This is a genomic window from Actinoplanes rectilineatus, from assembly GCF_000962825.1.
Lineage (GTDB): Bacteria > Actinomycetota > Actinomycetes > Mycobacteriales > Micromonosporaceae > Actinoplanes > Actinoplanes rectilineatus.
The window spans coordinates 1-20,166 of record NZ_JZKF01000056.1 but is presented as its reverse complement, the minus strand read 5'-3'; the positions used below and the strand labels follow the sequence as shown (position 1 = coordinate 20,166).

At 71.6% G+C, this 20,166-nt stretch carries 18 protein-coding genes; 9 read left to right on the top strand and 9 right to left on the bottom strand.

What is annotated here, in order from left to right; genetic code table 11:
• The 5 genes from WH85_RS31855 to WH85_RS31835 all read right to left on the bottom strand — a co-directional run bounded on the left by WH85_RS31855 (position 1) and on the right by WH85_RS31835 (position 5,281).
• Positions 1–702 (bottom strand): hypothetical protein, encoded by a 702-nt coding sequence (locus tag WH85_RS31855; protein WP_045745767.1) that lies wholly within the window; start codon positions 700–702, stop codon positions 1–3.
• Positions 699–3,455 (bottom strand): FtsK/SpoIIIE domain-containing protein, encoded by a 2,757-nt coding sequence (locus WH85_RS31850; RefSeq protein ID WP_045745766.1) that lies wholly within the window; start codon positions 3,453–3,455, stop codon positions 699–701. Before WH85_RS31850 ends, WH85_RS31855 begins: the two co-directional genes overlap by 4 nt.
• Before the next feature lie 45 nt (positions 3,456–3,500).
• On the bottom strand, positions 3,501–4,400 hold the full coding sequence (locus WH85_RS31845; RefSeq protein WP_045745765.1) for a hypothetical protein: 900 nt from the start codon (positions 4,398–4,400) through the stop codon (positions 3,501–3,503).
• Between the two features lie 4 nt (positions 4,401–4,404).
• The gene (locus WH85_RS31840) at positions 4,405–4,665 is read right to left on the bottom strand and encodes a hypothetical protein (RefSeq protein ID WP_045745764.1); all 261 of its coding nucleotides are present in this window, start codon (positions 4,663–4,665) and stop codon (positions 4,405–4,407) included.
• A gap of 253 nt (positions 4,666–4,918) precedes the next feature.
• On the bottom strand, positions 4,919–5,281 hold the full coding sequence (locus tag WH85_RS31835) for a PIN domain-containing protein (protein WP_245674177.1): 363 nt from the start codon (positions 5,279–5,281) through the stop codon (positions 4,919–4,921).
• A gap of 241 nt (positions 5,282–5,522) precedes the next feature.
• Here WH85_RS31835 and WH85_RS31830 point away from each other — a divergent pair, with 241 nt between their 5' ends.
• Positions 5,523–8,078: an ATP-dependent Clp protease ATP-binding subunit gene (locus WH85_RS31830; RefSeq protein WP_045745763.1), complete on the top strand. Its 2,556-nt coding sequence runs from the start codon at positions 5,523–5,525 to the stop codon at positions 8,076–8,078.
• An 84-nt stretch (positions 8,079–8,162) separates the two neighbouring features.
• Here WH85_RS31830 and WH85_RS31825 read toward each other — a convergent pair whose 3' ends face one another.
• A complete protein-coding gene (locus WH85_RS31825; protein ID WP_045745762.1) occupies positions 8,163–9,164 on the bottom strand; it encodes a LysR family transcriptional regulator in 1,002 nt (333 codons plus the stop codon).
• A 126-nt stretch (positions 9,165–9,290) separates the two neighbouring features.
• The gene (locus tag WH85_RS31820) at positions 9,291–9,869 is read right to left on the bottom strand and encodes a hemerythrin domain-containing protein (protein ID WP_342669812.1); all 579 of its coding nucleotides are present in this window, start codon (positions 9,867–9,869) and stop codon (positions 9,291–9,293) included.
• Positions 9,870–9,969: 100 nt separating this feature from the next.
• On the opposite strand from WH85_RS31820, the gene WH85_RS31815 reads away from it, so the two are divergent.
• Together WH85_RS31815 and WH85_RS31810 are read left to right on the top strand one after the other, a co-directional pair.
• Positions 9,970–11,277 (top strand): M20/M25/M40 family metallo-hydrolase, encoded by a 1,308-nt coding sequence (locus tag WH85_RS31815; RefSeq protein ID WP_045745761.1) that lies wholly within the window; start codon positions 9,970–9,972, stop codon positions 11,275–11,277.
• A 22-nt stretch (positions 11,278–11,299) separates the two neighbouring features.
• Positions 11,300–11,968 carry a hypothetical protein gene (locus WH85_RS31810; RefSeq protein ID WP_045745760.1) on the top strand — a complete coding sequence of 223 codons (669 nt, stop codon included), beginning with the start codon at positions 11,300–11,302 and terminating at the stop codon, positions 11,966–11,968.
• Between the two features lie 1,023 nt (positions 11,969–12,991).
• Here the strand turns inward: WH85_RS31810 and WH85_RS31805 are convergent.
• Together WH85_RS31805 and WH85_RS31800 are read right to left on the bottom strand one after the other, a co-directional pair.
• Positions 12,992–13,183 (bottom strand): DUF5703 family protein, encoded by a 192-nt coding sequence (locus WH85_RS31805; RefSeq protein ID WP_045745759.1) that lies wholly within the window; start codon positions 13,181–13,183, stop codon positions 12,992–12,994.
• A gap of 46 nt (positions 13,184–13,229) precedes the next feature.
• Positions 13,230–14,219, bottom strand: coding sequence for an aldo/keto reductase (locus WH85_RS31800; RefSeq protein WP_045745758.1), 990 nt, complete (start codon positions 14,217–14,219; stop codon positions 13,230–13,232).
• Positions 14,220–14,350: 131 nt separating this feature from the next.
• Between WH85_RS31800 and WH85_RS31795 the strand changes: the two genes are divergently transcribed.
• The 6 genes from WH85_RS31795 to WH85_RS50885 all read left to right on the top strand — a co-directional run bounded on the left by WH85_RS31795 (position 14,351) and on the right by WH85_RS50885 (position 19,972).
• A complete protein-coding gene (locus WH85_RS31795; protein WP_045745757.1) occupies positions 14,351–15,397 on the top strand; it encodes an LLM class F420-dependent oxidoreductase in 1,047 nt (348 codons plus the stop codon).
• The gene (locus tag WH85_RS31790; protein WP_045745756.1) at positions 15,397–16,089 is read left to right on the top strand and encodes a histidine phosphatase family protein; all 693 of its coding nucleotides are present in this window, start codon (positions 15,397–15,399) and stop codon (positions 16,087–16,089) included. Before WH85_RS31795 ends, WH85_RS31790 begins: the two co-directional genes overlap by 1 nt.
• Before the next feature lie 108 nt (positions 16,090–16,197).
• Positions 16,198–16,800, top strand: a complete 603-nt coding sequence (locus WH85_RS31785; protein WP_045745755.1) for a DUF3090 domain-containing protein — start codon at positions 16,198–16,200, stop codon at positions 16,798–16,800.
• Positions 16,797–17,612 carry an SCO1664 family protein gene (locus tag WH85_RS31780; RefSeq protein ID WP_045745754.1) on the top strand — a complete coding sequence of 272 codons (816 nt, stop codon included), beginning with the start codon at positions 16,797–16,799 and terminating at the stop codon, positions 17,610–17,612. Before WH85_RS31785 ends, WH85_RS31780 begins: the two co-directional genes overlap by 4 nt.
• Before the next feature lie 54 nt (positions 17,613–17,666).
• On the top strand, positions 17,667–18,905 hold the full coding sequence (mshC, locus tag WH85_RS31775; RefSeq protein WP_045745753.1) for a cysteine--1-D-myo-inosityl 2-amino-2-deoxy-alpha-D-glucopyranoside ligase: 1,239 nt from the start codon (positions 17,667–17,669) through the stop codon (positions 18,903–18,905).
• 629 nt (positions 18,906–19,534) lie between these two features.
• A complete protein-coding gene (locus WH85_RS50885; protein WP_157411339.1) occupies positions 19,535–19,972 on the top strand; it encodes a hypothetical protein in 438 nt (145 codons plus the stop codon).
• Positions 19,973–20,166 lie beyond the last annotated feature (194 nt).

Sequence of the window (20,166 nt, the reverse complement as noted above, 5' to 3'; positions counted from 1 at the left end):
TCAGGTCTGCGCGAACTGTACCGCCGCGAACAGCAGCCCCGCCGTCACCAGCCCGGTGGTCAGCACGGTCGCCACCGCCGCGGTGTCCAGTCCGACACCTCGCCGGTCGGCCACCAGTTTGGCGCTCACCACCGCCAGTACCGGGAAGCAGAGCAGCACCAGCAGGGCCACCACCGGCGCCGCCTGGTGCCAGTCGCCGGCCGAGGCTTCGCCGGTGCGGCGCAGCACGGTGTTGCCGATCACGCCGAGGAGCCCGCCGGCGAACCCGAACACGCCGAACAGCACGGTGTGCCCGAAGGTCAGGGGCCGGGCCGGCGGGGTGTACTTGACCCGGGTCTCCACCTCGTCGAGGTAGTCGGTGGCGTCCCGGTCGCCGCGCTGCCGGGGGATGCTCGCCTCGGGCAGGGAGTGCCCGAACCGTTCGGCCACCGGTCCGACCCGGTGGACGTATTCGGACCAGAGTCCGGCGGCCCGCGCGTCGACCTGTTCGAGGTCGCGTTGTGCCTGCCGGACGTCCTGCTGGGCGGCACGGAGTTCGTTCTCGGCTTCCTGGACGGCGCCGAGGGCGGCCCGGGCCCGTTCGGCGTGCCAGGTGGCCGCCTCCTGGCGCAGGTCGGCGGCGCGCTCGTCCAGCGTGGTGAGACGCTGCAGCACGGTGCGGTAGTCGGCCCGATCGAGGTCGGCCGGTTCGAGTTCGCTCATGAGGTTCCGTAGGGGATGATCACCTCGGCGCCGCGGTGGACCGAGCGGTCGAAATGCAGTGCTCGCCACGGGCGGGGGTACCAGTTCGGCGCCCCGGTGCCCGGGTAGAACGGCGAGAGTTCGCTGCCGTGCACGTCCAGCGCCACCCAGGCGCCGATCGGGTCGGTCCGCGACGCCTGCCCGCCGAGGGTGTCCCGGAGTAGTCCGGCGCCCCGCCACCATCCGATCACGTGCAGGCGGCGTTCCGGCCCCTGCCGCAGGATCGTCCGTATCTGGTCACCGGTGGTCCGGCCGCCGGGCAGGGCGTCCGCGGCGTAGATCAGGATGTAGTGCGGCTTGTCGGCGGGGAACGCGGAGGAGGCGTCGGCCGCGGCGTCCTCGAGGAGCATGTCCACGTTGTCGTTGTCGTAGCGTCCCGAGCCGGGGATCCGGGCGGCCAGCGAGTCGGCCGCGGCCCGGGCGTCGGGGTCCAGGCAGACGATCGAGAAGCGGGCGCCGTCCGGGCCGAACTGGGCGGCCAGGGACCGTCCGGCGGTGGAGAGGATCGCGCAGGCCTCGTCGGTGCGGGTGCCGAGGACGGCGAGGTTGCGGCCGGGTGCCCGGCGCATCACGGTGCGCGCCGACCGCGCCGCGACGTCGATGGTCTCGCCGAGCAGGGCGATCGGTGCCGGGGCGGATTCGGCGGCGCGCAGCGACCGGAAGTCGGGACTGTCCGCGAGCCGGGGCACCACGTCGCCGTCGAAGAGCCGGGGTGGCCCGATCTCGGGTGGTCGCCGCCGCCACAGCCGGTGCTGCAGGGCGCTCCACTGGTCCCGGTCGCCGGCGGACGGCACCCGGACGATCCGGTTGGCCCCGGACGCGCCGGAGTCCGCGTTCACCACCGCGTGGTACCGGGGCAGCGAGTCGGCTGCCGCGTTCAGTTCGGCGAGTACCCGGCGGGCCCGGGGCAGCGCGATCCGCAGCGAGAACTGGGCGACCAGCGCGGGCCGTCCCCACAGGGCCTCGATGCCGGAGACGTCCTGGCTGGCCAGCACCAGGTGGATGCCCTGGGACCGGCCGCGGCGGGCCAGGTCTTCGAGCAGGTCGACCGCCTCGTTGGCGACCGCGTCGCGCCCGGAGAGCAGGACCTGGAACTCGTCGACGACGGCCACGATCCGCGGCCAGGAGCCGTCCGGGTCCTCGGCGCGCAGTTCGGCGAGGCTGGTCACCTCGTGCTGTTTGGCGGCGTCCGCCCGGCGCCGTAGTTCGGTGCCGAGGAACCGGAGCAGGGCCAGGCCGAACTCCCGGTCGGTGTTGACGTTCACCCCGACGAGGCGGACGTGCGGCAGCCAGCTCGGGTCGCGCCGGCCCGGCGCGAACCGGGCGAACGACACGCCCTCCTTGAAGTCGAGCAGGTAGAACGCGAGTTCCTCGGGGGAGTAGCGGGCGGCCAGCGCGCCCATCCACGCGTAGATGAAGTTGGTCTTGCCGGTGCCGGACGGGCCGGCGATGAGCGCGTGCGGCGGGTAGTCGCTCAGGGTCACCTGCACGCGCGGTCCGTGCGGGCTGTCGCCGAGCGGCGCGGTCAGCCCGGTCGCGGAGCTCTCCCGCCACTCCTCGCCGGCGTCGGGCAGCAGGCTGTCCAGGGCCACCGGGGCCGGTCCGGCGGCCACCGCCTCGGCGATCTGCCGGCAGGTCGCGGTGACCACCGTGGCCGGTGGCGCCGGGTCCAGGCGGATCGGCAGGTCACCGGCGCTCTGGACGCGGGCGTCGTCGCCGGCGGCCGCCTCGATGAACTCGATGCCGTCGGTCTGGTCCACCGCGAGTCCCCGGATCACCAGGTGCACCCCGCAGGCCGCCCCGGTACGCAACAGCCGGTCGAGCTGGGACCGTTCGTGCCGGGACAGCTCGCCCGCCCCGAGCAGTACCGCGACCCGCCAGGGTTCCGGGCGCCGTTTGGTGGCGGCGTGGAGTTCCCGCACCGAGGAGTACTCCCCGGCGAGGACCGTCTCGTTGATCCGCCGGACGTGGTCGACCAGTTCGTCGAGGAGTCCGCCGAGGCCGTCCGGCCCGACGAAGGTGAGCACACCGGCCGGGGCGAGCGGCGCGAATCCGGCCAGTCCGCCACCGAGGTGCTCCGGGTCGTACCCGATCAGCTGCACCGACCCGGGGATGCTGGTGCCCAGCGCCCGCAGCAGCAGACCGGCCACCACGTCGTCGCCGGTCCGGCGGTCGCCGTCGACGACGATGTGCCCGTGGTCGAGGAGCCGGACCAGGGCCGGGACCTGCGGGGACGCCTGCTCGGGCAGCGGCTCGGGGTCGTCCGGGGGCGGTGGGGCCGACCCGGGTGCCCCGGACCACGCGCCACCGGCCCGTTCCGGGCGTTCGGCGCGGCGCGGTTCGGGCAGTGGGGCCTCGGGCAGCATCAGGCGCCCGATCCGCAGTTCGGCGGCGCGGGCCAGCGGGGTGGCCTCCCAGCTGTGCCAGGGTTCCCCGGCGGCGCCCGGCGCGGCCCGCTCGGCGGCGCCCGCCGCCGCACCGGCGAGGCCGGCGAGTTCGGTGGCGTGCCAGGTCTCGATCTCGGCCAGCCGCTGGTCCCGGGTGGCCTTGAGTTTGTGCCGGCGGGCCTCGGCGGCCGCGCTGATCCGCTGCCACTGGTCCAGCGCCGCCGTCTCGGCCTTGCGGGCCAGATCCAGGGCGGTCTGGGCGAGACCCAGGGCGTGCGACAGCCCGGCCCGGATCTCCATCACCTGTTGCTTGGTGGATTCAGCCATGTCCCGCCGGCATCGTCGTCTCGGGCATCTCGGGTGGTGCGGGGGTCACCGGCGGTCGCCCTCGGCGGCCCCGGCACCGGGGTGTACCGGCTCGGGGGCGTCCGGGTTCAGCGCACCGGCGTCGCGTCCGAGCCGGGCCAGTAGTACGCCGGTCAGCACGCTCGCGGTGACCGCGGTGTCCGCAGGGTGCCCGGCCGGCCGGTCGGCCCCCTGCTGTTTCTCCACCGGGACCCGGCAGATCCGGTCGATCAGCGTCTCCAGCACACCGGGTTGATTCCCCGGCAGCAGCGCTTTCACCCGTCCCTCGGCGGCGGTGCGCAAACGGGGGACGTCCTCCGGGCGGGGCTCGTGGCCGAGCAGGTCACCGGCGAGGCGGTGCAGCACCGCGGGGGTGACCGCGGCCAGTCCGAGGCCGGTCGACGCGTTCACCGCGTGCAGCTCGCGGCCCAGCCGGGACCGGTCACCGGCGCGGACCCCGGCGGCGACCCGGCGCAGCAGCTCGGCGGTGTCGGTGCCGTCCGGTTCGGGGGTCTTCTCCGGGGCGGGCTCGCCGGTCAGCTCGGCGACCCGCCGCTGCCACCACGGGCCGAGCCTCTCGGTCGCCGGTGCGGTCGCCTGCTCGTCGCCGCGGGCCGAGTCGTCCGGCCGCATCGAGGCCCGCCACTCCTGGCCGGGGGCCGCGCCGGGGGTGCCGGCCAGCCCGACGGCGGCCAGGTAGGCGTCGATCGCGTCCTGGGCGGCGCGCAGGGCCGCTGCCGCGCGTTCCACGTGTTCGGTGGCGTTGCCCAGCTGGGGTACGCCCATCGGGTCGACGGACTGCTCGCGGACCCACATCAGGATCTCGGTGGCGCTGCGCAGCTTTTCCATCGCCGCGGTCACCTGACCGGTGGGAAGCTCGTCGGAGGTGGCGCGGAGCTGGGCGCCGAGTTCCTGCAGCAGCGACATCGTGTCAGAGGGTCGCCGTGTAGGTCTGCGCCTGCTCGACGGCCACCAGAGTGGCGCTGAGGCACTCCTCGAGCTGTTGATCGGCCTGGGAGAGTGACGCGTGGGCGGCCCCGACGGCGTCGTTGGTGCTGCCGTCGAGGGCGGCGGCCAGGCTCTGCTGAGCCTCACCGATCTTCTCCCGGGCCGCCTGTATCGCCGCCTGCCCCTCGGAGACCTGCTGAAGTGCGGCGTCCACGGCAGCTCTTACCTCGGCGACACTGGCCACCCGTGCAGCCTCCTGTACGGCGTTCCCACTTGCGTTCCCAGCCTACCGCCCGGTTCTCGCCGTGCCGTGTTCGGATGCCCTATTTGGCAGACCCCGATCACCGCGGTCCACCGGCCGGATCCGGCACACCGGCACCCGCCGTCGACGACGATCACCCAGCTGGCCTGCTGTACGGCCCGCAGTCCACTGTGGATCATGATAACCCGCGGGGCCGTCGTCCGCATCGAAGTGGCCCGGCCGGGCCGTCACCCGATCAGCGGGGGACCGACGACGGGCCGCGGACCTCGGCGCCCAGGGCCGTGGCGCGCTCGCGCAGCTCCCGGTCGGCGGTGACGACCACGGTGCGCCTGCCGGCGGACTCCTGGCGTACCACATCAATGATCTTGTCATCGCCGGAGCCGGACGCGCGCTCCAGGCGCACCCCACCCGGACCTTGCGGAATGTCCCGGGCCCGGCCCTCGACGACCAGGACCACCTCGACCGGGCCGGGAAGGCCGGGCAGTCCCGTGGCCGGCAGCGCCGCGAGGTCGTCGCGCAGCCGGATCGCGGCGCCCGCCCGGTCGCGCCACCAGCCGTCCGGCACCGAGCCGACCACGTTGGCGCCGTCGACGATCACCAGGGGCGCAGATCCGCGCTCCGGGCCTGCGGACGCACCGGGAGGGGCATCCTGATGTTGAGGTGCCGGGGGCGCAGGCTCCTGGAACACGGGTGTCAGGGGCGGTTCGGCCATGAAGTTGAGCGTACTCCAGTCAACTTTTTTCGCGATCCGGGAATCACCGGCCCGCTTCACGCGCTTCTGACACGTGGGTTCCCTGATGTCCCGGGAGCCCACCGAAGTACCAGGGGAGAGAGCACAGATGAGCATCGGACCGTTCGGGCCCACCGGGCCCGGCCAGTGGGACGACCTGTTCGCGCGCTTCTTCGGTGCGGCCGAGCCGCGCCGCGCGGCGCAGCGATTCGACATCGCCCGCTACATGAGCAACGACGCCCGGCACGTTCTCGCCGACGCCGCACGCCGGGCCGGCGAACTGGCCGGCACCGCCCGGCCCCTCGCCGACCTCGACACCGACCACCTGCTGTGGGCCGTGCTCCAGCAGGACCCGATGAAGCAGACCGTGCGCCGCGCCGGGGCCGACCCCGACACCCTGCTGCGCGAGCTGGAGTCGCGTGGCGGCGAGACCGCCGGCCGTGACCTGCCCGAACAGGTGGCCCTCACCCCGGCCGCCAAGCGGGCGCTGCTGGACAGTCTGCAGATCTCCCGCGCGGTCGGCGCCTCCTACATCGGACCGGAACACATCCTGATGGCACTCGGCCTCAACCCCGACTCGGTCGCCGGCCGCCTGCTCGCCGGGCGCCTCGACGCGCGCGCCATCCCGCACGCCGAGCCGCCGGCCGGGCAGAACCCGGGCGGCCAGGGCGGTCCCCGCTCCGGCCCGTCGTCGACGCCCACGCTGGAGCAGTTCGGCGTGGACCTGACCGAGTCGGCCCGCCGCGGCGAGATCGACCCGGTGATCGGCCGGGCCGACGAGATCGAACAGGCCGTGGAGATCCTGTCCCGGCGTACCAAGAACAACCCGGTCCTGATCGGTGAGGCCGGCGTCGGCAAGACCGCGATCGTCGAGGGGCTGGCCCAGCGCATCGTGGACGGCGACGTCCCGCTGACCCTGCAGGACATGCGGGTCGTGCAGCTCGACCTGGCCGCCCTGGTGGCCGGCACCCGCTACCGCGGCGACTTCGAGGAGCGCATGCGCAAGGTCCTCGACGAGATCCAGGGCTCCGGCGACGACCTGATCGTCTTCCTGGACGAGATCCACACCCTGGTCGGGGCCGGTGGTGGCGGCGACGGCGGCGGGATGGACGCGAGCAACATGCTCAAGCCCGCCCTGGCCCGCGGCAAGCTGCGGGTGATCGGCGCGACCACCCTCGACGAGTACCGCCGGAACATCGAGAAGGACCCCGCGCTGGCCCGCCGGTTCCAGCCGGTGCACGTGGGCGAGCCGTCGGTGGCGGACACCGTGGCGATCCTGCGCGGCCTGCGGGACAACTACGAGGCCCACCACCAGGTACGCATCACCGACGAGGCGCTGGACGCCGCGGCGGTCTACTCGGACCGCTACATCACCGACCGGTTCCTGCCGGACAAGGCGATCGACCTGGTCGACCAGGCCGGCGCCCGGGTACGCCTGCGGATGAAGACCCCGGATGCCGGGCTGCGCGAACGCGAACGCCGCCTCGAGCAGCTCAACCGGGACCGGGACCAGGCGGTGGCCGCCGAGCACTACGAGGAGGCGTCCCGGCTGCGCGACCAGATCAACGATCTGAAGGCGCAGATCGCCGGCGTCGGCGGCGGCTCGGGCGGTGTGCCGCAGGTGACCGGGGCGGACGTGGCCGAGGTGGTCTCCCGCGCCACCGGGATCCCGGTGGCGCAGTTGACCGAGGCCGAACGGGACCGCCTGCTCAAGCTGGAGGACCACCTGCACGCCCACGTGATCGGGCAGGACGACGCGGTCGAGGCTGTCGCCGAGGCGGTCCGCCGCTCGCGGGCCGGACTGGGCGACCCGGACCGGCCGGTCGGCAGTTTCCTGTTCCTCGGGCCCACCGGGGTCGGCAAGACCGAACTGGCCCGCTCGCTGGCACAGTCGCTGTTCGGCGAGGCGGACCGGATGATCCGGCTGGACATGAGCGAGTTCCAGGAACGGCACACGGTGTCGCGCCTGGTCGGTGCGCCTCCCGGCTATGTCGGGTACGACGAGGCGGGCCAGCTGACCGAGGCGGTGCGCCGCCGGCCGTACAGCGTGGTGCTGCTCGACGAGATCGAGAAGGCCCACCCGGACGTGTTCAACATCCTGCTGCAGGTGCTCGACGACGGGCGGCTGACCGACAGTCAGGGGCGGACGGTCAGCTTCAAGAACACCGTACTGATCATGACGAGCAACCTGGGCTCGGACCTGATCACCGGCAGCACCCGCAGCGTCGGCTTCGGCGGCCCGGACACCGGCCGCTCCGCCGACGAGGAGCTGCGTGACCGGCTCGACCGGCGGCTGCGCGAACAGCTGCGTCCCGAGTTCATCAACCGGATCGACGAGATCATCGTCTTCCGGCAGCTCGAGGACGACCAGTTGCACCGGATCACCGAGATGATGCTCGAGGAGACCCGGCGGCGGCTGGCCGCGCAGGACGTCCGGCTGGAGGTCAGTGGGGCCGCGGTGGACTGGCTGTCGGACCGCGGGTTCCAGCCGGAGTTCGGGGCCCGGCCGCTGCGCCGGACCATCCAGCGCGAGCTCGACAACCGGCTGTCCAAGATGTTGCTCGCGGCGGATCTGGCGCCCGGCCAGACGGTACGGGTGGACGCCCGGGACAGCGAGTTGACCTTCGCGGTGGAGTCGACGACGGCACCGGCCGTGGCGAGGTGAGGGTTTTCCCTTGAGTTTCATCCATCGGGGGCGCCGGCAGGATCCGGTGCCCCCGATGTCGTCTGTTCGTGCCGCCCGACGTGGTTACGCCGCGGCCAGTTCGGCGCCGGCGCTGTTGCCTCCGCCGCCGCTGGCACCGAGGTGCGGGTGTCCGCGTATCCACTCGACATAGCCCTCGTTGCGGGCGATCACGTCCTGGTAGGCCTCCTGGGCCAGCTCCATCAGCCGCGACGCGCTGCGGGCCGCCGGCGACTCCGGGTGCCAGCCGAGCACCAGCCGCCAGCGCAGCGGCGCGCCGCGCAACGGCCGGGTGGTCAGGCCCGCCGGTGGCCGGAACGTCGGCTGGCACAGGCCGACGGCCAGTCCCAGCTCGACCATGTCCACGCAGGCCCGCGGGTCGGTCTCGAGCATCTTGCGGGGCGCGAACCCGGCCCGGGCGCAGGCCGCCGCGAAACAGTCCGCGAAGCAGCCGTCGCCGGTGCCGGCCACCCACTGCTCCTCGGCCAGCTCGGCCAGGTCGACCTCGGCCCCCTTGGCCTGCGGGTGGTCCTCCGGCATCAGCACGCAGACGCCGTCGACCGCGATGGTCTCCCACATCAGGCCGTAGTCCGCCGACGGCATGGCGTCCCCGCAGACCCCGGCCTGGGCGTAGTCCAGCTTGCCGGCGAGGACCATGGTGGCCAGCTCGTCGACGTAGTAGGACGCGTGCGTGGAGATCTGGGCGTCCGGCTGGGTGGTGGAGAGCCGGTGCAGCAGGTGCGCGACGACCGGCCCGCCGATCGCGCCGATCCGGTACCGGCTCATCACGTCGTGGCTGCCGGCGGCCAGGCGGGCGGCCTCGTCCTGAAGGCCCTTCATCGCGGGCAGCAGCACCCGGGCGCGGGAGAGCACGAGCTCTCCCAGCGCGGTTGGGCGTGCCCCACGGCGGTCGCGGTCGAACAGCGGGCCACCGAGCGTCCGCTCGATGCGCTGCAGTTGCGCGGTGAGCGCTGGTTGGGCGAGGCCCAACTGTGACGCGGCCTTGGTCACGCTGCCGGTCTCCGCGATGGCGCAGACCACCTTCAGATGCCGCAGCTCGAGGTTCATAGCGTGACGTTAGGACTAGAAAGGGATCGAAGGCTAGCCCTGCGAGCCGGAGAAAGATCCGCATCCTGTGACAAACGTATTAACGAACAGGACAGACTCGACTTACCGCCCGCTACTGGCGTTTGATTACAGATCGCGCATGTATGTAGTACGCGCGGTCGCCACATCGCGGATCTTGTCGACCACGCCGAGAAGCGGATCCACCACCTTGTTCCACGGTGGGCGGCTCGGCGTCCGCGGGTGCGGACGGGTCGGTGCCGCCTCCTCGGTGGTCTCCAGCCGGTTCCCCAGACGGATCAGAGTCTCGATCGGCACCATCTGCTCCAACAGCGGTAACAACTCCTCCGCGTCGGCCTCGACATGCCGCCGGACCGCCGCCACGACCCGCCCGGGATCCCCGCCGCGTTCCAGATCCCGCAACAACTCCAGCAGCGCGAGATCCTCGGCCAGTTCCCGGTCGGCGATCGCCCCGCCGCCCGGCACGGTGGCCCGGACCGCGGGATAGAGGTACTGCTCCTCGCCGGAGAGATGGCGGGAGGCGGTGGCGACCAGAACGGACGCCACCTTCTTGTCATCGGGAGCGTCGGCGAGACGCTCGGCCAGGGAGATCAGCTCACGGTGCTGCTCGGCGACGACATCGATGATGTTGCGCCCGGTGGTCTCGCCACCGACCGGCGGCAGCGGGGGAAGATTCACGTCAGACACGTCCGACGTGATACCCCGCACCCGGCCTCGACCAAACGACGTTCCCGTCCCGCCGCCCCTGAGCGGAGGTGAAGAAACACTTTCCTGGTAAGAATGGCGGATGACCACCACCGCGGCCGACGAGGTCACCGGGCTCTGCCGTGACCTGCTGCGCATCGACACCACCAACACCGGCGACCCGCTGACGACCGTCGGCGAACGCGTCGCCGCCGAATACGTGGCCGAGAAGCTCGGCGAGGTCGGCATCGAGTCGCAGCTGCTCGAGTCGGCGCCGAAACGCGCCAACCTGGTCGCCCGGATCCCCGGCGCCGACCGCAGCCGCGGCGCGCTGCTCGTGCACGGCCACCTCGACGTGGTCCCCGCCGACGCCGCCGAGTGGTCGGTCCCGCCGTTCGCCGGCGAGATCAAGGACGGCTACCTGTGGGGCCGCGGCGCCGTCGACATGAAGGACTTCGACGCCATGGTGCTCGCCGTGGTCCGCGACTGGCAGCGCACCGGATACGTGCCGCCGCGCGACATCGTCCTGGCGTACACCGCCGACGAGGAAGCCGGCATGGAGTACGGCTCCCAGTGGCTGGTCCAGAACCACGCCGAGCAGTTCGAAGGCTGCACCGAGGCGATCGGTGAGGTCGGCGGCTACTCCTACACCGTCAACGACGACCTGCGCCTCTACCTGGTGCAGACCGCCGAGAAGGGCCTCGACTGGCTGCGCCTGCACGCCCACGGGCGGCCCGGCCACGGCTCCTTCATCCACGACGACAACGCGGTCACCCGGCTCGCCGAGGCCGTCGCCGCGGTCGGCAACCACCGCTTCCCGGTCGTCGTCACCCCCACCGTGCGGGCCTTCCTCGAACAGGTCAGCGACGCCCTGCAGATCGACCTGAACCCGGACGACCCGGAGCTGGCGATCGCGAAACTGGGCCCGATCGCCAACCTGATCGGCGCGACCATCCGCAACACCGCCAACCCGACCCGGCTCGCCGCGGGATACAAGGACAACGTCATCCCCGGCAAGGCGTCCGCGACGATCGACTGCCGCACCCTGCCCGGCCAGGCCGACTCGTTCCTCGCCGAACTCCGCGACATCATCGGGCCCGACCTGGAGATCGAACACATCCACCGGCAACCGGCCGTCGAGACCGCCTTCGAGGGTGACCTGGTCGAGGCGATGGGCGCGGCGCTGCGTGCCGAGGACCCCGGGGCGCGTACCGTGCCGTACCTGATGTCCGGCGGCACCGACGCCAAGGCCTTCGCCACGCTGGGGATCCGCTGTTTCGGCTTCGCGCCGCTGCGGCTCCCGCCCGACCTCAACTTTGCCGCCCTGTTCCACGGCATCGACGAGCGGGTACCGGTGGAGGGGCTAGAGTTCGGCGTGCGTGTGCTGGACCGTCTGCTCCGCAACAGCTGAATCCGGAAGGACCCCGATACTCATGAGCGACCAGAACGCTGAACTCGACGCCGCCCTCGAGCGGGTTGTCGAGGCGGCGCGGGCTCACCTTGCCGCCGTCAAGGCAGCCGCCGGCCGCATCGACGACGACGACGTCTGGCAGGCGTACGTCGACTTGAACAACGCGAGTTTCGCCTACGACGAGAAGCTGCTCGACGCGTTCGGCGAGGTCACCCCCTGGGATGTCGAATCCATCGACCCCGACGAGGCCGACCACCGCTTCGCCACCTCCGCGGACGGATCCGGCGACGGCGCCGCCGACCCGTACCCGCAGGTCATCTCGGTCCGCCAGCGTCGCGACTACCGCGTCCCGAGCGTGGCGGCCCTGCTCCGCGTCGCCGAGACCGCCCGACGCGCCTCCGTCCCCGACGACGAGGACGCCGGCCCGGTCGAATCGGTCGGCGAGGCCGTCCTCGAGCTGCTGCAGGCCGGTGACGGCTCCCTGGCCTCCCTGGACGTGCCCGAGCTGGAGCCGCTCGACGGCCTCCTCACGGTCACCGAGGTCACCGAGCCCCTCGACCTCGAAGCCTTCGACGACGCCGACGGCACCGGCCCGTTCTCCCCGGCCGAGGGCGACGCGCTGGTCGGCCGCCTCGACGAGCACCCGTTCCTCCCGGACGACGAGGACGACCACGCGGGCCACGCCCACTAGTCTCCTGCTCTGCGCTGCTCTTCACTGTCGACGGCCTCGGGCTTCCCGCCCGGGGCCGTTCGTTCGTCACTCTTGGGCGGCAGGGCTTCAGCCTCTTCTCGGGTACGCCGTAAAGCAGTCCCGCCGCAACCCGCCCGCTCGTGTCGGCCTGTTCGCGTCGGCTCGCGCCCGCCTGTTCGCGCCGGCTCGTGTCGGCCTGTTCGTGCTCGTCTGCGTCGCGTTTGCCTGTTCGTCGGCTCGTCTGTGCTTGCGTCAGGCTGGGAACCCCGAGTGACGGCAGGGAACCCTGAGCCGTGGGTGATGGCTCATTTTCGTTTCCCGAGTAGCCGTGGGCGACGGCTCGGTCGGCGTGGCCGTCGGTGGTGGTCGATCCGTGAGTCGAGAACGACCGTCAACGGCGGCCGGGCGACCTGAGCCGTCGGTCACGGTTCGTTGATGCGTCGGGAGCGGTCCTGAGCGACGGCGGGGAATCCCGAGCCGTGGGTGACGGCTCATTTCCGTCTCCCGGGTAGCCGTGGGCGACGGCTCGGCCGGCCGTGATGCCGCTCAGCATAAGTTGATCACGATGCCGGCCGAGGGCTTGGCCACTGCCGCCATCGTGCCTGCCGAGCGTCACCTGCGGTTGCTTCCCGTCGACTCAGCTCAGCCACTCGGAGCCTCCGTGCCCGTTGTCCGGATCACCATGAGCTGAGTGGCATTCCGGCCGGTCGGGCTGTTGGGGGCGGTCGATTCGGGAAGCCGAGGGCGGCCGTGGGCTGCGGCCGGTGGTGCCTGAGCCGTCGCCGGCGGTTGTTCAGTGCCGAGGGTGAAAACCGTGCACGACCGGTGTGGCTGACGTGACGGCCGGCCCGTGGCGACAGCGGGCGGGTCGCGGATGGTGAGGGCCGTGGGGCGTTCGGGGCCGCATGGGCCCGGAACGGCGGCAGGGGAGTGCGGGAACGCGGCGCGGGCGGTCAGCGTGAGAGCGCGTTCCTGCGGTTGTTCGGCCCCTAGGTCGTACCATATATGCGGTTTTAAGGGTGTTTAGTAACTCAGATTGGGCTGCGGGGTGGGCTGTACGCGGCGGCGCAGCACGACTTTGCGGGAGCCGTCGCGGAAGAGCTGAACGCGGGCGAGTTCCCAGCCGGAGAATTCGGCCTGGATGGCGAGTTGCGCCGCCGCGGTCAGCCGGTCGACATTGCTGGGCAACCGCAGCGGCGCATATTCGTAGTCCATGGACACCAATATGCGCTTCCGTCCTGCGTGAGGCCAGTCCCGTCGGTCACATGTCGGGGTAACCGGTGCCCTCGCGTTCGGGGTATCCGACGTCGATGGCGGAGACGTCGTCGAGCGCGACGGCGATCTCCGCGGGCAGGGTCAGCTGTTCACTGCGCAGGGCGCCCTGGAGCTGACCGGCGGTGCGCGCGCCGAGGATGGCCGAGGCGATGCCGGGGCGGTCGCGGATCCAGGCGAGCGCCACCTCGAGAGGGGAGACGCCGAGGCCGCCGGCCGCTATCACGACCGCCTCGACGATGCTGGAACTGCGCGGTTCGAGATAGGTCCGCACGAACGGGGCCATGTGATCCGAAGCAGCCCGGGAGTCGAGGGGGCGACCGTTGCGGTATTTGCCGGTGAGCACGCCGCGGCCCAGCGGGGACCAGGCGAGCACCCCGAAGCCGAGGGCTGCGGCGGCGGGCAGAACTTCGCGCTCTATGCCGCGTTCGAGCAGGGAATACTCCATCTGGGCGGCGACGATCGGGGCCCGTGAGGGGTACGCGGCCTGCCACGTCGCCGCGCGGGCGATCTGCCAGGCGGCGAAGTTGGAGACGCCGGCGTAGCGCACCCTCCCGCTGTTCACCGCCTGATCCAGAGCGGACAGGGTCTCCTCGAACGGGGTCTGCGCGTCGTAGCCGTGGACCTGCCACAGGTCGACGTAGTCGGTCCCGAGCCGGCGCAGCGACGCGTCCAGCGAACGCAGCAGGTTGCCGCGGGAGCCGTCGCGTGGCCGGTAGCCCTGCGGGGTCAGGCCCGCCTTCGTCGCGATCACCACCTGGTCGCGGGGGACCATCTGGTCGAGCAGGGAGCCGATGACCGCCTCGGCGTCGCCGTCGCCGTAGACGTCGGCGGTGTCGATCAGCGTGCCGCCGGCCTCCAGGAACACCTTGAGCTGGGCGGCCGCGTCGTCGGGGTCGGTGTCCCGGCCCCAGGTCATGGTGCCGAGCGCGAGCCGCGAAACCGCTAGCCCGCTTCGGCCGAGCGGTCGCTGGTACATGAGTGAACCTTATTCAGAGCAGGCCGGCGGCGAAATGATCCGCCCGGACCTGAGTCGGTCGGTTACCGGACGGAAACGTAAGCCCGACCGGTCAGTAGGCTTGCTTCCACATCAAGATCTGGGAGGACACTGTGCGGCTCGGTCTCAGTCTCGGATATCAGACGGCGTGGAGCACGCCCGCCGACCACCTCGCCATGGCGCAGGAGGCCGACCGGCTCGGATATGCGGTGGTGTGGGCCGCCGAGGCGTACGGATCGGACACGGTGAGCATGCTCGCCTGGATGGCCGGGCAGACCGAGCGCATCGACCTGGGTGCCGCCGTCATGCAGATCCCGGCGCGCACCCCGGCGATGACCGCGATGACCGCCGCGACGATCGACACCCTGTCCGGCGGCCGGTTCCGGCTCGGGCTGGGCGTGTCCGGGCCGCAGGTCTCCGAGGGCTGGCACGGCGTGAAGTTCGCCAAACCGCTGGGCCGCACCCGGGAGTACGTGGACATCGTCCGGATGGCGCTGGCCCGGGAGAAGGTGTCCTACGACGGCGAGCACTACACGCTGCCCCTGCCCGGCGGCGCCGGCAAGGCGATCAAGCTGGGTTTCCACCCGCAGCGCACGGACGTGCCGATCTACCTGGCCGCGGTCGGCCCGAAGAACCTGGAGCTGGCCGGGGAGGTCGCCGACGGCTGGCTGGCGATCTTCTTCGCCCCGGACGGCGCCGAGGAGCAGCTCGCGGTGATCAAGGCCGGCCGGGAGCGCAGCGGCAAGACCCTGGACGGGTTCGACATCGCGCCGACCGTCCCGGTGGTGCTCGGCGACGACGTGGCGGCCTGCGCCGACGTGGTCCGGTGGTACGCGGCGCTGTACATCGGCGGGATGGGCAGCCGGGAGCAGAACTTCTACAACCAGCTCGCGGTCCGGATGGGCTACGCCGAAGAGGCCAAACTCGTCCAGGACCTCTACCTGAACAAGCAGGTCGCCGAGGCGGCCGCCGCGGTGCCGCAGGAGTTCATCGAGCGGACCTCGATCATCGGCGACAAGAAGCGGGTCGTCGAGCGGATCCGGGAGTACGCGGCGGCCGGTGTCGGCACCCTGTCGGTCAGCCCGTACGTGGGCGACCGGGAGAGCGGTATCCGTACTCTGCGCATCGTCGCGGAGGCGTTCGAGGAATCGGGAGTCTAGTGGCCACCGTCCTGTTGTTGCGGCACGGCCGTACCACCGCCAACGCGTCCGGTGGACTGGCCGGCCGCCGCCCGGTCGAACTCGACGACACCGGGCGCGCCCAGGCCGCCCGGGTCCGCGACCGGCTCGGTGTGCTGCCGCTGGCCACCGTCGTGTCCAGCCCGCTGATCCGGTGCCGGCAGACCGTTGCGATCGCCACCCCGGCCGCCGAGCCGGAGCTGGACGAGGGCCTGATCGAATGCGGGTACGGCGACTGGGAGGGCCGCCCCCTCAAGGAACTGGCCGAGGAGCCGCTCTGGCCGGTGGTGCAGCAGCACCCGAGCGCCGTGGTCTTCCCGAACGGCGAGGCGATGGCGGACATGTCGGCACGGGCGATCGCCACGGTCCGGTCCTGGGACGCGCGGGTCACCGCCGAACACGGGCCGGAGGCGATCTGGCTGGCATGCAGCCACGGCGATGTGATCAAGGCCATCGTCGCCGACGCGCTGGGCCTGCATCTGGACCAGTTCCAGCGGATCGTGGCCGACCCGGCATCGATCACCGTGATCCGGTACACGCCGACGCGGCCGTTCCTGGTGCGGGTCAACGACACGGGTGACCTTGCTTCACTCGTACCCCCGAAAAAAGACGGCCGGGAGCGGGCCGATCAGAGTGACGCCGCGGTGGGTGGAGGCGCCGGAGGCGGCGTCTGAGGCGTTCCGTAACCGGAATATCGACGCAGAGTCGTGGCGGTTGCGCCCTCGGCGAACCGGGGACCTTGACCCGCGCGGTTACCGCCGCGGATGGCTAGGGTTGTCGGCATGACCCACCAAGTACATGCCTTCGAGCCGCCCGAGCGGTTCGTCGCCGGGACGGTGGGCGAGCCCGGGGACCGCGCTTTCTACCTCCAGGCACGCGGCGGTGGCCGAGTGGTCAGTGTCGCTCTGGAGAAGGTCCAGGTGTCGCTGCTCGCCGAGAAACTCGAGGAGCTGCTCCTCGAGGCCAACAAGCGGTTCGGCATCACCCTGCCGGAGATCCCCGTGCTCGCGGTGCATGACAACGAGCCGCTCGACTCCCCGATCGACGAGGAGTTCCGGGTCGGCACGCTGGGTCTCGCCTTCGACGTGGACACCGGCACCGTCGTGATCGAGGCGATCGAGGCCGGCGAGCCGGACACCGAGATCCCCGGCGACGGGCTGGGCGCCGACGACGATGACGATGATGAGGACGACGAGGACGAGGACGACGAGCCCGACGACGATCTCGATCGTCTGCGGGTCCGGCTGACCCCCGAGGCGACCCGCGCGTTCATCGACCGGGCCCGCCGGGTCGTCGCCGCCGGCCGTCCGCCCTGCCCGCTCTGCGGACAGCCGCTGGACCCGGCCGGACACCTCTGCCCCCGGCACAACGGTTACCACCGGTGACGGCGGAGCCCGCAGCCGTGCTGGCCGAGACGGACGCCCTCGAGCTGCTCGGCCGCGGCCGGATCGACATCGAGGGGCGCCTCGTCGACGCCTCCAACACGACGCTGCGGGCTGAGATCACCCTGGACGGGGTGACCCGGCGCTGCGTCTACAAGCCGGTCCGCGGCGAGCGCCCGCTGTGGGACTTCCCGGACGGCACCCTCGCCGGCCGTGAAGTGTCGGCCTACCTGGTGTCCCGGGCCACCGGCTGGGGCCTGGTGCCGCCGACGATCCTGCGGGACGGCCCGCTCGGCCCCGGTGCGCTGCAACTCTGGATCGACGAGCCCGCCGAGGTCGGTTCGCTGATCGGTTTCGTGCCGGCGTTCGACGTGCCGGAGGGCTGGTTCGCGGTGGCGTCGGCCCGCGACGACGACGGCGACGCCTACGCACTGGCCCACGCCGACGACCCCCGCCTGGCCCGGCTCGCCGTCTTCGACGCGGTGATCAACAACGCCGACCGCAAGGGCGGCCACGTGCTCTACCCGGCCAGCGGTGACGTGCACGGCGTCGACCACGGCGTCAGCTTCCACGTGGAGAACAAGCTGCGCACGGTCCTCTGGGGCTGGACCGGTAAACCGCTGCCGGCCGAGGCGACCGACGTGCTCGCCCGCCTGGGTGAACAACTCGACGGCCCGCTCGGCGAGGCCCTCGACGAACACCTGACCATCACCGAGGTGCGGCAGGTCGGCCGCCGGGTGAAACGCCTGATGCGGGCGTGCCGTTTCCCGGAACCGCCCCAGGAATGGCCGGCCATCCCCTGGCCGCCGATCTAGAGGTTTAGGTCACGCGAGCGGATTTCATATAACGCCGCTGGATAGGCTCCGAGCATGGACGCTTGGACCGGTCACGACGTACCCACCCTGCCGGGGAATGCACCCGCGTTGCGGCTCTACGACTCGGCGCGCCGGTCGCTGGAACCGACCACGCCGGGCGAGACGGCGACGATGTACGTCTGCGGCATCACCCCCTACGACGCGACCCATCTCGGCCACGCCGCCACGATGATCGCGTTCGATCTGGTCAACCGGCTGTGGCGCGACGCCGGCCACCGGGTCACCTATGTGCAGAACGTGACCGACATCGACGATCCGCTGCTGGAACGGGCCGAACGTGACGGCGAGGACTGGGTGGTCCTGGCCATGCGCGAGACGGCCCTGTTCCGCGAGGACATGGAAGCCCTGCGGATCATCCCGCCGGCACACTATGTTGGCGCCGTCGAATCGATCCCGTCCATCGTCACGCACGTGATCTCCCTGCTCGACCAGGGCGCGGCGTACCGTCTCGACGACGGCACCGGCGACATCTACTTCGACATCGCCGCGGCGCCGCACTGGGGCTACGAGTCGAACCTGTCCGTCGCGGACATGACGACCCTGTCGGCCGAACGCGGCGGCGACCCGGACCGCGACGGCAAACGCGACCCGCTGGACCCGCTGCTGTGGCGCGGCGCCCGCGACGGCGAACCGAAGTGGGACGGCGGCGAACTCGGCCCCGGCCGCCCCGGCTGGCACATCGAATGCGCCACGATCGCCCTGAACCTGCTGGGCGACACGATCGACGTGCAGGGCGGCGGCAGCGACCTGCTGTACCCGCACCACGAGTGTTCGGCCGCCCACGCGGAGGTCCTGACGGGCGCGGCACCGTTCGCCCGCCACTACGCGCACGCCGGCATGATCGGCCTCGACGGCGAGAAGATGTCGAAGTCCCGCGGCAACCTGGTCTTCGTCTCCCGCCTCCGGGGCGACGGCATCGACCCGATGGCGGTCCGCCTGGGCCTCCTGTCGGGCCACTACCGCAGCGACCGTGACTGGACGGACGACGTCCTGAAGACCGGCCAGCAGCGCCTGTCCCGCTGGCGTGAGGCGGCCGAGGCGGAGTCGGGCCCGTCGGGCGAGGGCCTGCTGGCGGCCGTTCGCGAAGCCCTGAACAACGACCTGGACGCGCCGGGGGCCCTGACCGTGGTCGACGCCTGGGTGGACGCGGCCCTGGCGGGCGCGGGCGACGACGAGCAGGCGCCGAGGTTGATGGCCCAGGCGGTGGACGCGTTGCTGGGCGTGCGGCTCTAGGCAGATGGGCCGGTCACGCTGCCTTTCGGGTACGCGGTGACCGGCCGCTCCAGTCCGCCCGCACAGCGTGTTCCGGGGAACCGGCATGGTCCTGCTCGCCGGGCCTGTCGGCCGGTTTCGTCTCCGCTTGGTCTCTGCTCCGTGTGCGCGTCTTTGTCTCCGCTCCGTGCGCGCGTCCTGACTTTGCTCTGTGTGCGCGTGGGGCTTCGCGTTCCGAGTTTCGTGTCTTCGTCTTTCGTCTTTTCGTCTTTTCGTGAAGCTTCGCCACCTCGGCGTGGCTTCACTTTTTTCTGTGGCCTCGTTTGGTGCGGCGGTCTGAGCGTTCGCCAGTCGGCGTGTCGGGATCACCCACCCGTTCGCTGACCCGCGTGGTGTCCGTCCCCGGTCATTACTCGACCCGTTTTCGCTGTTCACGGCCTTGTCCCGCGGTGGGGGCGGCGTGCGCCGAACGCGAATGCACCTTCAGGGAATGAACCGGCCTTTCGGACCCTAACCCGCCCGCTTCTGCCGCGGAGCAATTTCCCCCAATCCGTGCACCATGGTTTCTTCTGTGCGCAAAATAGGTGCAATAGGGCCTTTCTCGGGACAAACTCTCCCTTGGTCATACCAACTCCGGAAGGAAACACATCATGCGTCGTACGGCTCTGTTCCTCGGCGGCATCTTCCTCGCCGCCGGCGCGAGCCTCGCCATGGCCGCTCCGGCCCAGGCGGCCGACCACAAGTGCAAGAAGGACCGCGGTGGCTACGGCGCCGTCCACGGCCTGCCGGGCGGCGGCCTGGGTGCCGGTGCTCTGGGCGGCGGTCTCGGCGGTTCCCTGAACGCTTCCATCAGCGGTGGCCTGGCCGGTGGCCTCGGCGGCGGTCTGGGCGGCGGCCTCGGTGGCGGCCTCGGTGGCCTGAGCCTCGGCGGTCTCGGCGGCGGCCTGGGTGGCGGCGCGCTGGGCGGCGGCGGTCTGGGCGGCCTGGGTGGCGGCCTCGGCGGTCTGGGTGGCGGTCTGGGCGGCGGTCACCCGCACTCCCACAACACGCAGATCGGCCTGATCAACCTCGGCAACGACATCTTCTGATCTCGTAGCTGCGCAAACCCCGGGACGCTCCAAGTCTCCCGGGGTTTGCGCTTTCCCGCCCCGGTAACTTCCTGCTCGCAAGGCTTCCAAGCGCGCCGCCCTCTCTGGTTTGCTCAGCTCGTCAGCTCGTCAGCTCGTCAGCTCGTCAGCTCGTCAGCTCGTCAGCTCGTCAGCTCGTCAGCTCGTCAGCTCGT